The sequence below is a fragment of the Deltaproteobacteria bacterium genome (assembly GCA_016219225.1).
Lineage (GTDB): Bacteria > Desulfobacterota > RBG-13-43-22 > RBG-13-43-22 > RBG-13-43-22 > RBG-13-43-22.
In genome coordinates this window covers 1-12,235 of the sequence record JACRBX010000104.1, presented here as the reverse complement: position 1 = coordinate 12,235, position 12,235 = coordinate 1, and the positions used below count along the sequence as shown (strand labels likewise).

The window sequence follows — 12,235 nt, the reverse complement described above, 5'->3', positions numbered from 1 at the left end:
AACATCGGCAGGGGCATCATGGTTTTGTTTAATTCAACCCCGGCCAGGCCTCCTTTGGCCGAGCAGCAACTGTCCTGGACGGTTTTTAGCTCTGTCATTAATACCTCCTATGGTTTATAAGTCCGTAGCCATATTTTTAAATTTATCAAACATTTCCTTGTTTAGGCAATAGCAGGTCCTTGGGCCATCCACCTCGCCCAAAATCAGATTCGCCTCTTTGAGTATTTTCAGATGTTGGCTGACCGTGGATTGGGACAAGGGCAGGATATCGACAATCTTTCCGCAGATACACTGATCCACCTCTTTAAGATATTCGATGATCCTGAGACGGGCCGGATGGCTAAGGGCCTTACACAGTATGGCAAAGTTTGCCTGGTCCTCTTCATTCTTTTCCCCCTGCCCCACGGTCGTTATCTTTTTAATCATGGAAGTCCCCTACTACTACAGCGTATTTTTTACTAAGGCGTCCACTTAACCGTCATTCCGGCAGGCTTTAAGCCGGAATCCAGGGACTTTGGTTTTCTCATTTTTTTTAAAAACCTGGATTCCCGATAAAGACATTCGTGAATGACGGGAAAACTGTCGCTGTAGTACTAACAAGCAATCATTAATCGTTTATCGTAGATTAACGATTAATTTAGCACTTGTCAAGAGAAAAGATCTCCCTATCCCTTCGAAAATTGGCTGATTTTTTATTGGATGATGATATCCGGGGAGGTTCTGATCTTATTAAACCCTCGTTCCACTGCCGGCGCCATAGATCATAAAAAAAGGTTCAAGGTTCAAAGTTTATCACGCTTGTAACTTGCATCTTGCAACTTTATTTCATGTTAAGCGCTCATGCCCGGGTCGGGCACTACGAAGAATGAAAATGTCTTTCGCCGACCCCCGATCCCTGACCCCCGATCCCTGAACGTTATTTTCGTACTAAAGTTCTTTCTCTTCACCCTGCCCCTTAACCTGGCAGGAGGGGGAAGACATTCAGCTATGAAGACCCAGCTTCGGAAAGACCCAGCGGTTGAGTGCATACCATCCGGCCAATACGACCAGCAACCAAATAATTGTGTTCATTTGTTCTTCCTTTAATCCATGTTCGGGCAGGCGCCATGAGACATGAAAACAAGTTCAAGGCAGGGTTGAAGGTTTTTTCATTCTTGCAACTTGCATCTTGCAACTTTTTCATTAAAGAACCGACGGTTCTTTTCAATTATGAAGCTCAGGAAAATCCCGAAGAAGATGGTCCGCAGGCGGAAGGCAGGGAAACCCCTTCACCCGGCTTCCCACCGGACTTGGAAAAGGGAGATAAAAGGCGAACGACTTTACCGCCCTTACAATCAGGGCAACAAATTTCCTCGTTTTTGGAATTCCAGACTATCTTCTCGAAAATTTTAGAACAATCCACACACCGGTATTCGTAAATAGGCATATAACCCCTCCTTTGCCTATAGGTAAACTTGCTTTTTATTATAACCATCTTGTCTCCCTTGTCAAGGACCTCTTTGATTTTAACCTGGAAAAATGAATAGTTATATGGTATAGGATCAATAACAAAATTCCGGGTTAAGGAGACAAAATGGCGGAACAGAAAGGGCAAACAAAAACGGCAAATCAATATTATGTCTGGTTTGACACCGAATACTCCACCCTGGAACTGGAAACCGCCTCTTTGCTCCAAGTGGCGGCCCTGATCACGGACACTTCTCTGCGGCGGGTATTGCCGCTCGAGCAGGATGTCCGATTAACCATTAGGCTACCTGACGGCCAACCCATCAGCCCCTGGGTGGAGCAGAATCTGCCGGACCTGGTCAAGGCCTGTCGGTCTTCGGAGGCGGCAGATATTGCTGTGGCCGACGAACGCCTGGCCGCCCATGTGGATTCCGTAACCGGTGCTCCTGCCGATAAAGAAGATCGGCGTCCCATCTTGGCCGGAAACAGCATCCATGCCGACTGGTGGCTGGTCCGTCGCTTTCTGCCCCGCTTTTTAAGCCGTCTTCATTACCGCCATCTGGATGTAACGTCCTTCAAGCTGGAATGGCTTGGCCTCCACCCGGAAATGGAATTTCAAAAGGATCACCCGGAAATCATCAAACAATATTTTTCAGAGGCCCTGCTGCCTGGTACGGACAGCCGCCATGATGCCTATTATGACCTGCAGGCCTCTATTGCCGAACTGTCTTTTTATCGTCAGCATCTCCTTCGCCCCTGATAATTCATCTTTTTCCCCCACAGGCCCCTATCATTTTTCTTGACCCTGTTTCCCGACCTATTTTATACTCCTCCGGAAAGACCGGTGGGTTACGCTTCGCTGCACCGACCCTACAAGAATATTGCCGCATGATCGACAAAACTGTATCGATGTACATTTAATAAGCGCCTAACCAACGAATCAGGAGACCCCCATGAAGAAAATTTTTTCCGCTCTGATTTTCGGACTTGCTTTAATGTCCACCCTCTTAACAGTCCAGGCCAGGGAAACCATCAAACTGGGCTTGATCGTCCCTTTGACCGGAGATGTCAAAACCTTTGGCGAATCGGCCAAGAATGGTTTCCAGATTGCCTTGGAAGAATACGCCAGGACAGGCAAATATCAGATAACGACTGTTATTGTCGATGACCGTAATGACGCCACCGAGGGGATCAATGGGGCACTCAAACTGATCACCCAGGACAAGGTCTACGGTCTCATCGGACCCTTGACTTCGAAAGTCGCCATCCCGGTAAGCGAAATCGCCGAAAAAAATAAAGTGCCCATGGTAACCGGTACGGCCACCAATCCCAAGGTAACGGTCCATGACAACAAGAGAAAGCCCTATGTCTTCAGGGCCTGTTTCATCGACCCTTTTCAAGGCCGTGTGGCCGCCAATTTTGCCGCCAAGGAGCTGAAAGCCAAGACCGCAGCCGTGCTTTATGATGTGGGCAACGATTATTCCAAAGGCCTGGCTGAATTTTTCAAAACCACCTTTGAAAAAAGCAAGGGGAAGATTGTCGGCTTTGAATCCTATCAGAAAGATGACGTGGATTTCTCCGCCCTCATCACCAAGGTGGGCTTGAAAAAACCCGAGGTCATCTTTATCCCCGACTACTACAACAAGGTTGCCCTTATTGCCAAGCAGGTCCGGGAGAAAGGTCTGAAATCGGTCCTGGTGGGGGGGGACGGCTGGGATTCCTCGGAGCTGATTAAGACCGGAGGGACGGCCATTGTCGGAGGATACTTCACCAACCATTACTCCCCGGAGAGAAAGGACAAAATTGCCGAAACCTTTATCGACCAATACAAGCAAAAATTCGGGCACCTTCCGGACACCTTTGCTGCCCTGGGTTATGACGCAACCATGATATACCTCCAATCACTGGAAAAATCCCGGAAAGCCGCGCCGGAAGAAATCATGAAGGTCTTGACCGGTCTCAAAAACTACAAAGGCGTGACCGGTACGATAAACTTCGACAGGAACGGGGACGCCATCAAATCAGCCGTCATTTTGAAGGTGGACAAAGAAGGCTTCAAATACATGACAACGGTTAACCCGTGAAAACGTGGAATTTTTTTCTTACATCCTTCAGCAATCCATTAATGGCCTTCAGTTAGGTGCGGTCTATGCCTTAATCGCCCTGGGTTATACCATGGTTTATGGCGTCCTGAGGCTTATCAACTTCGCCCACGGCGACATCTTCATGTTCGGCGCTTTTACGGCCTATTATCTCATCTCGAAATGGGACCTGACGCTCTATCTGGTCTTTCCTCTGACCATGGCGGTAACGGCCCTCCTGGGCTTCCTGATCGAGAAGCTGGCCTATAGGCCCTTAAGGTCCGCCCCGAAAATCTCGCTGCTCATCACCGCTGTCGGCGTATCTTTGTTTCTTGAATATTTCCTGAGCCTCAACAAACTCTTTACCCCGAATTATATAGGCTTCCCACGACCCTTTGAGGTGGTCGGCTATGACCTCGGGCTTTTCATGGTGACCAATATCCAGTTGATCATTTTCCTGGTCACCGCCCTTTCGCTGTTTCTGTTGTACCTGCTCATTTATTACACCCAATACGGCCGGGCCATGCGGGCCCTCTCCTATGACCGTGAGGCGGCCTCCCTCATGGGCATCCCGGTGGACGGGATCATCTCCTTCACCTTCATCGTCGGGGCCGCACTGGCCGGCCTCGGCGGCATCCTCTACGCCTTTGCCTATCCTCAGATTAATGTCTTTATGGGCATCATGCCCGGGATCAAATCTTTTATCGCCGCCGTGTTGGGCGGTATCGGTATTATCCATGGGGCCGTGTTAGGCGGCTTGATCATTGGTTTATCCGAGGTCTTCGTTTCAGCCTTCCTGTCGTCGACCCTGCGGGACGGCGTCATCTTTTTTATCCTTTTTCTGGTCTTATTGCTGAAACCGAGCGGGATCTTCGGAAAACGGATCGACAAGGTATGAATTTTTTAAAAAACGCCAAAAGATTCCTGCTGGTCTCGGCCCTTACCTACCTGTTTCTCAAGGCCTTTTTTCTGTCCGGATTCCTTTCGGAATATATGCAACAAATAATCCTTTTATCATTCATCATCATCCTGACCTCGCTGGGCCTTAACGTCATTTATGGATACACCGGCCAATTCTCCCTGGGTCACGCCGGCTTTTACGGCCTTGGGGCCTATATGGCGGCCTACCTCGGGACCATTTTCAAAGTGGAGGGCCTTTGGACTTTCCTGCCGATCCTGTTCATGAGCGGTACGGCAGCCGGTCTGGTCGGATACCTGGTCGGTATCCCTATTTTGCGTCTGAAAGATGACTTCCTGGCCATTGCCACCCTTGGGTTCGGAATCCTGATCAGGGTACTCCTGGACAACTCGGACCAATTCATCGAGTCTCTCGGCGGTTCCAGGGGGTTCATCGGGATTCCCAAGATCGTCAATCTGGAATTGGCCTTCTGGACCACCACCTTCTTAATCCTTATAACCCGAAACCTGATTTTTTCGCGTTTCGGCCTTTTCTGGCAATGTATCAAAGATGATGAACTGGCCGCCACCGCCTTCGGCCTCAATACGGCAAGCCTGAAGTTGACGGCCTTTACCTTCGGCTGTTTCCTGGCCGGCCTGGGCGGCGCCCTGTACGCCTACCTGTACTCCTTTCTGCACCCTTCAAATTTCGATTTCCTGAAGTCGATCGATTTCCTGATCATCGTCATCGTGGGGGGCATGGGGAGCATCACCGGCACCATATACGCCGGACTGTTATGGGTGGCAGTGATCGAGGGGTTACGTTTTGCCCTCCCTGCCCAGATGCTGGATTTGAGGTGGGTCCTCATACCGGTCCTCTTAATCCTGGTGATGATGTGGCGTCCCTTCGGTCTTTTTTCCAGGAGGGAATCCAGGTTCCTGGGGCTGAGTGACCCGGCATGAAGGCCCTGGAGGTCATCAACCTGAAGAAGCATTTCGGCGGTGTAACGGCCGTCAATGACCTCAGCTTCTTCGTCGAAGAGTTCGAGACCGTGGGAATCATCGGCCCAAATGGCGCGGGGAAGACCACAGTCTTTAATCTCATCACCGGGCTTAACCGGCCGGATGCCGGAAAAAGTCTTTATTTCGGCCAGGAGCTTACCGACCTGGCCCCCTATCGCCTGGCCCATCTGGGTATATCCAGGACCTTTCAGAACCTCCGGTTGTTCAACAGCCTCAGTGTACTGCAGAACATCACCGCCCCCCTGCTCGGGCAGGAGGGTTATGGCCTGTCTCAAGCCATTTTCAGGACCCGTCGTTTTGTCCGATTGGAACAATCCGCCAAAGATCAGGCCGGAACACTGCTGGACTTCTTTCAGCTCTCAGGCAAAGCCTCCTTTCCGGCTAATAGTCTGCCTTACGGGGAGCAGAGAAAATTGGAATTGGCCAGAGCCCTTTCCATAAAACCCAGGCTGCTGCTCATTGACGAGCCCGGGGCCGGGATGAATCCCAGGGAGATCCGGGGCCTCGTCAAAATCCTTAAGGAGGTCAAGGAGCGTTTCCGACTGACTATCGTCATCATTGAGCATCAGATGGGTCTGATCATGAATGTCTCCGACCGGGTGGTAGTCATGGATTTCGGCCAAAAAATTGCCGAGGGCCTGCCTGCCGAGGTGAAAAAAAACCGGAAGGTGATTGAGGCCTACCTGGGGGAGGAAAACCCGGTATGCTGATGAGCATCTCCGATCTGAGCGTCCGCTATGGTGCCATAACGGCCCTGCACGGGGTCAGTCTGGAGATAAAAGAAGGGGAGATTCTGTCCATCCTCGGGGCCAACGGAGCCGGAAAATCGACGCTCCTTAAAACCGTGACCGGCCTTTTGAGGGCCGAGTCCGGAGATATCCGGTTTCAGGGGCGAAGCATAACCCGGGAACGACCGGACCGCCTGGTTCAAATGGGCATCTGTCTGGTGCCGGAAGGAAGGCGGATCTTCCCCGATTTAAGCGTCAAAGAAAATCTCGAACTGGGGGCCTACACCGTGGGTAAACGAAAACTGCGGCAGGAATTGTTTGCCCTGGCCCTCCAGACCTTTCCCCGGCTGAAAGAAAGGCTGGCTCAGCCGGCCGGGACCCTCTCCGGAGGAGAACAGCAGATGCTGGCCGTGGGCCGGGCACTCATGGCCAACCCGCGTCTGCTGCTGCTCGATGAACCCTCCATGGGACTTTCCCCCCTGATTACCAAAGAGATCTTCTCCCTGATCAGGGCTATAAACACCGAAAAAGGCATCTCCCTGATGCTGGTCGAGCAAAACGCCCATCTGGCCCTGGAACACAGCCACCGGGCCTATGTGCTCGAATCGGGAAGAGTGGTTATGGAGGGTCTTTCCAGCCGGGTCAAGTGCGATCCCGCCGTCATGGAAGCCTATCTGGGATTTGAGACAGCTTCTGATTGGGTTTGAAAATCGATTCTTTCTTGACATTTGTCGTTAATTAGATTTAATATCATGTTCTTTTAAAGATAATTAAATTTTTAATCAACTTTAACGATTCAAATAGAACACGGCACCCGGTGAACCAAGAAAGGTCCCATTCATGACTGAAGAAATATTTCCCGATCTCTATCGCCTGAGAATTCCCCTGCCGGAAAGTCCCCTCAAATTTCTCAATTCCTATGTCATCAGAGGCCCGGAGAGGAATTTACTGATCGATACCGGCCTCAACCGTCAGGAATGCCTGGAGGCCATGCAGACCGGACTTTCCCAATTGTCCATCGATCTTAAAAAAACCGATATCTTTATCACCCACCTGCATGCCGACCACTTTGGGCTGGTCACCAAATTGGCGGACAAATCCTGCCGGGTCTACTTCAGCCGGCCCGAAAAGGAACTCATCGAATCCTTTGAAGGCTTTGATGCCATGATCGTCTACGCCGAGGATAACGGCTTCCCAAAAGATCAACTGCAGGCCGCCCTGGACAAACACCCGGGAAACAAATACGGCTCCGATTGGATGCCGGAACTAAGCTTACTCGACGACCGGGATGAAATCCAATGCGGCGCCTATCATTTTCAATGTGTGTCCACGCCCGGCCATACCATGGGCCATACTTGCCTCTATGAGGCCGATAAAAAATTTCTGATTGCCGGAGATCATATCCTCATCGATATCACCCCCAATATCCAATGCTGGAAAGACACTCAGAACCCCCTGAAACATTACCTGATCAGTCTCGATAAGGTAGCGGCCCTGGAGGTGCATTTGGTGTTGCCGGGGCACCGGCGGCTTATCAAAGACCACCGGGCCCGCATCCGGGAATTAAAAAGCCATCACAAAAATCGATTAAATGAAGTCCTTAACCTTCTGGAGGGCAGTGCCCAAACCGCCTTTCAAATTGCCTCGAAAATGACCTGGGATTTGAAATGCGATTCCTGGGATCAGTTTCCAGTGGCCCAAAAATGGTTTGCTACCGGGGAAGCCATTTCCCATCTGAGGTATCTTGAAGAAGAAGGAAACATCATCCGGGAAAAAAATGGTAAGTCCACAAAGTATCGATTAAAATAATTATTCCGATTCGTTCGGGTTAGGAAGGTAAAAAATGGATCTGATTCAAACCGCACTCGCCAAAGGACAAAAGGCCTTATCAGAATACCAGTCCAAACAACTGCTCAAGGTTTATGAACTCCCTGTTACCCGGGAAGAGCTGGCCCAAAATGCTGAAGAAGCCGCGGCTATCGCCGGCCGCCTGGGCTATCCGGTAGTCTTAAAAGCCTGTTCTCCGGTCCTGATGCACAAAACCGAAGCCGGGGCCGTGGAAATCGGCCTCAAGACTGAAGAAGAAGTTCGTTCTGCCTGTCAGCGCCTGGTCCAATCGGCTACCGTCCCTCTGGAAGGTATTTTGGTCCAGGAGATGGTTCGGGGCAACCGGGAGTTGGTTTTGGGATTGAGCCGGGATCCGCAGTTTGGGCCCTGTGTCATGCTGGGGTTGGGCGGTGTGCTGACCGAGATCATCAACGATACGGTTTTTCGGGTTGCACCCCTTGAAGCAGTAGACGCCAGGGAGATGATGCTGGAACTGAGGGCCAAGGCTATTTTGGATCCATTTAGGGGACAGGCCGCTGCCGACCGGGAAACCATCAGCCGCTCTTTAATGGCCATCGGGCGCATAGGACTTGAAAACCCGGCCATTGCCGAAATCGACATCAATCCCATGATCATCGATCCAGACGGACGGGTCAAGGCTGTTGATGCCCTGGTGGTCCTACAAACCGTTTAATCGGGGACCGGGGATCAGGGATCAGGGGCCGGGGTTCAGCCAAATCTATTGATAGGATTCATAGTGCCCTACGGTTATGAGGGCGCAATTGGAAAATAAAGTTTCAAGATGCAAGATGCAAGTTTCAAGTATGAAAACCTTGGACCTTGGACCTTAGACTTTGAACCGGTGTCCCCCGTGCCTTTTCATTTTGTCTCGCCTGGTCTGTGACAATAAATCCATTGACAATTCGGAGCCTGCGAAAGTAATGACCCATCTTATTGAGAAACATTTTCTCTATCCCATTGTCCATCCCAACAGTATCGCCTTTTTCGGGGCCTCGAACCGCTTCACGGCCATGGGCACCAACCTGTTTAATTCCATAAAGTCCCTGGGGTTTCAGGGGTCCCTCTATCCGGTCCATCCCAGGGAGGACCGCGTCTTGGACATAAAGGCCTATCAGGACGTTATGGATCTCCCGGAGGTTCCGGAGTTGGCGATAATGGTCCTGCCCAATGCTCTGGTTTTGGAAACACTGGACAAATGCGGGCGCAAAGGGATCAAACGGGCCATCATCGTCTCCGGTGGATTTAAGGAAGTGGGCGGACAGGGTCCGGACCTGGAAAAAAAACTGATGGCTGTCGCCGATCACTACGGCATCCGCTTTCTGGGGCCGAACTGCCTGGGAGTAACCAATCCCTATCACAAGTTCAATACCACCTTTTTGCCTTTTACAGGACTCCCCGGGTTTATCGGCTTTGCTTCCCAGAGCGGGAGTTTCATAACCCAGATGTTTGATTATCTGGCCGGATACGGATTGGGTTTTTCCACGGCCATCAGCGTCGGCAATGAGGCCAACATCGACCTGGTGGATTGTCTGGAGTATTTGGCCCTTTGTCCCCACACCAAAGTGATCGCCCTGTACATTGAAGCCATCCGCCATGGCCGGGCTTTTATGGAAACCGCCCGGAGGATTGCCGGCCATAAGCCGATCGTAGCCTAGTATGTGGGTGGTTCTGAAACGGGAAAAAGGGCCGGGCTTTCCCATACCGGGGCCTTGGCCGGTCCGGACCGGCTCTATGACGGGGTATTCCGTCAAAGCGGTATCCTACGGGCCGATTCCATCACCGAGCTTTTCGATTTTTGCTCGGTCCTCGGCGCCTCTCCCCTGCCCCGGGGAAACCGGATGATCATACAAACCCATTCCGGGGGACCGGGGGCCACCGCGGCCGATGCCTGCGGCCGAATAGGCCTGGATTTGCCCGGCTTCTCGGAAGAGACCGTTGAAAAGCTCAAGCCCTTCGTGCCCGGTACCGGCAGTCTGAACAACCCTCTGGACATCACTTTTGCCAAAAATCCCCTCGACTATTTTAACGGGATCCCCCAGGCACTCCTGGCCGATCCCCGGGCCGAAGGATTGTTGATGTATTTAATGCTCCCTGACGGGCAACTGGAAAACGGACTCAGGCGGATGGGCCTGCCCGAGGATCAAATTCCGGACCAACTTACAAAATTTGTCGAACAAACGGCCCAGGCCTTAATGGAGTTACCGGAGACCTATCAAAAACCAGTGGTCGGATTTTCTTATCGAGCCCGGACGGACCGACTCATCGGCCTTCTTCAAAACAAGGGCTTTCCGGTCTTCCCTTCTCCCGAACGGGCCGCCAGGGCCATGGCCGCCCTGGTCCGTTACTGCTATTTGCTTGACAGAAACCTCCGGCAAAATATATAAGACCCTCGCAATTCGCTAAAAAAATACCCTCGGGATCATACCCGATATTGAAGGAGGCACTATGCGCGGACTGATGCAAGACTACCCTTTACTGATCTCTTCACTCATTTCTTACGCCGACCTGTACCACGGCGACATGGAACTGGTTTCCAGAACCATTGAAGGTCCTATCCACCGCTACAGCTACCGGGAAGCCCACCAGCGCTCAAAACAGGTGGCCGGTGCCCTTATATCCCTGGGGGTCAACCCCGGTGACCGGATCGGGACTCTGGCCTGGAATGGCTACCGGCATTTAGAACTCTACTTCGGGATTTCAGGCCTGGGTGCCGTACTCCACACCATCAACCCGCGGCTTTTCCCTGAACAGATCGCCTATATCGCCAACCATGCGGAAGACCGATATCTGTTTGTCGATCTTTCCTTTGTTCCTCTCCTGGAATCTTTTGCCGATAAACTTAAGACCATCAAGGGGTACGTGATCATGACCGACGAAGCCCACATGCCTCAAACCCGGCTCCCCAAGGTCTTCTGTTACGAGACCCTGATCCGGGATCAGAACCCTGAATTCATCTGGCCGAAATTTGAGGAGCAAACCGCTTCCAGCCTGTGCTACACCTCCGGCACCACGGGTAATCCCAAAGGCGTACTTTATTCGCACCGTTCCACGGTCCTCCACAGTTACTGTGTCTGCACCATCGACGGTCTGGGCCTCTCCAGCGCCGAGGTGGTCCTGCCGGTAGTGCCCATGTTCCACGCCAATGCCTGGGGAACCCCTTACGCCGCAGCCATGTGCGGAGCGAAGATGGTCTTCCCCGGAGCCAGGATGGACGGCGAGTCCATCTACGAACTGCTCGACACTGAAAGGGTGACCCTGACCATGGCCGTTCCCACGGTCTGGCTGATGCTGCTCCAATACCTGAGGGATACGGGCAAGAAACTGCCTTATCTGAAAAGGGTGGTCATCGGCGGCTCGGCCGCCCCGCGGTCAATGATTCAAGCATTCGACCAGGATTACGAGGTAGAGGTTATCCACGCCTGGGGCATGACCGAGACCAGCCCTCTGGGAACAACCGGCACCCTGAAACCCAATCATGTCACCCTTCCCTATCCGGAGAAATTGGCGATCAAGGCCAAACAAGGCCGGTCCATCTACAATGTGGACCTCAAAATCGTCGATGACGAAGGGAAAGAGCTCCCCCGGGATGGAAAGGCTTTTGGGCACCTCATGGTCCGGGGCCCCTGGATCAGCAGTGGCTATATGAAAGGCGAAGGCGGCCAGGTTATCGATGAAGAGGGTTGGTTCGATACCGGCGACGTAGCCACCCTCGACCCGGAAGGGTTTATGCAGATCACCGATCGATCCAAAGACGTCATCAAATCCGGAGGGGAATGGATCAGTTCCATCGACCTGGAAAACGACGCCCTGGGCCACCCGGCCGTAGCCGAGGCGGCTGTTATCGGCGTGCTCCACCCCAAGTGGGACGAGCGTCCGCTGTTGATCGTGGTCAGAAAGCCCGGTGTTGAATGCTCCAAAGAGGAGATCCTGGATTATATGCGCCGCAAGGTGGCCAAATGGCAGGTCCCGGATGATGTGGTCTTTGTAGAGGAACTCCCCCATACGGCCACGGGGAAGCTCCTAAAGACCAAGCTGCGGAATGATTTCAAAGATTACAAACTCCCCTGAGAATTCGGATTGCGGATTGCGGGTTGCGGAATTTGTAACCATTTAGCCCTTTGAAAAATTTGAAACTTGTTCCTGAAAATCCTGAATTTCTCGAAATCTCCCATAAATCCTGGAAAAAAAATGAATGAACATTCATTCTTTTCT

The 12,235-nt window shown here is 51.9% G+C and carries 11 protein-coding genes and 1 pseudogene; 10 read left to right on the top strand and 2 right to left on the bottom strand.

What is annotated here, in order from left to right; genetic code table 11:
• Positions 1–114 precede the first annotated feature (114 nt).
• On the bottom strand, positions 115–426 hold the full coding sequence (locus tag HY879_09430; GenBank protein MBI5603567.1) for a winged helix-turn-helix transcriptional regulator: 312 nt from the start codon (positions 424–426) through the stop codon (positions 115–117).
• Between the two features lie 790 nt (positions 427–1,216).
• Positions 1,217–1,426, bottom strand: a complete 210-nt coding sequence (locus tag HY879_09425; protein ID MBI5603566.1) for a zinc ribbon domain-containing protein — start codon at positions 1,424–1,426, stop codon at positions 1,217–1,219.
• A 147-nt stretch (positions 1,427–1,573) separates the two neighbouring features.
• Here HY879_09425 and HY879_09420 point away from each other — a divergent pair, with 147 nt between their 5' ends.
• The 10 genes and pseudogenes from HY879_09420 (at position 1,574) to HY879_09375 (ending at position 12,091) form a co-directional block, all read left to right on the top strand.
• Positions 1,574–2,206 carry a hypothetical protein gene (locus tag HY879_09420; protein MBI5603565.1) on the top strand — a complete coding sequence of 211 codons (633 nt, stop codon included), beginning with the start codon at positions 1,574–1,576 and terminating at the stop codon, positions 2,204–2,206.
• Between the two features lie 193 nt (positions 2,207–2,399).
• A complete protein-coding gene (locus HY879_09415) occupies positions 2,400–3,530 on the top strand; it encodes an ABC transporter substrate-binding protein (protein ID MBI5603564.1) in 1,131 nt (376 codons plus the stop codon).
• A gap of 22 nt (positions 3,531–3,552) precedes the next feature.
• Entirely contained in the window at positions 3,553–4,425 is an 873-nt protein-coding gene (locus HY879_09410; protein ID MBI5603563.1) for a branched-chain amino acid ABC transporter permease, read from the top strand.
• Positions 4,422–5,387, top strand: coding sequence for a branched-chain amino acid ABC transporter permease (locus HY879_09405; protein ID MBI5603562.1), 966 nt, complete (start codon positions 4,422–4,424; stop codon positions 5,385–5,387). The genes HY879_09410 and HY879_09405 overlap by 4 nt, the downstream gene beginning before the upstream one ends.
• On the top strand, positions 5,384–6,157 hold the full coding sequence (locus HY879_09400) for an ABC transporter ATP-binding protein (protein ID MBI5603561.1): 774 nt from the start codon (positions 5,384–5,386) through the stop codon (positions 6,155–6,157). Before HY879_09405 ends, HY879_09400 begins: the two co-directional genes overlap by 4 nt.
• A complete protein-coding gene (locus tag HY879_09395; protein ID MBI5603560.1) occupies positions 6,151–6,882 on the top strand; it encodes an ABC transporter ATP-binding protein in 732 nt (243 codons plus the stop codon). The genes HY879_09400 and HY879_09395 overlap by 7 nt, the downstream gene beginning before the upstream one ends.
• A gap of 133 nt (positions 6,883–7,015) precedes the next feature.
• Positions 7,016–7,984, top strand: coding sequence for an MBL fold metallo-hydrolase (locus tag HY879_09390; protein MBI5603559.1), 969 nt, complete (start codon positions 7,016–7,018; stop codon positions 7,982–7,984).
• 34 nt (positions 7,985–8,018) lie between these two features.
• Entirely contained in the window at positions 8,019–8,696 is a 678-nt protein-coding gene (locus tag HY879_09385) for an acetate--CoA ligase family protein (GenBank protein ID MBI5603558.1), read from the top strand.
• A 247-nt stretch (positions 8,697–8,943) separates the two neighbouring features.
• Positions 8,944–10,407, top strand: a pseudogene (locus HY879_09380) (CoA-binding protein).
• A gap of 61 nt (positions 10,408–10,468) precedes the next feature.
• Positions 10,469–12,091 carry a long-chain-fatty-acid--CoA ligase gene (locus HY879_09375; GenBank protein MBI5603557.1) on the top strand — a complete coding sequence of 541 codons (1,623 nt, stop codon included), beginning with the start codon at positions 10,469–10,471 and terminating at the stop codon, positions 12,089–12,091.
• Positions 12,092–12,235 lie beyond the last annotated feature (144 nt).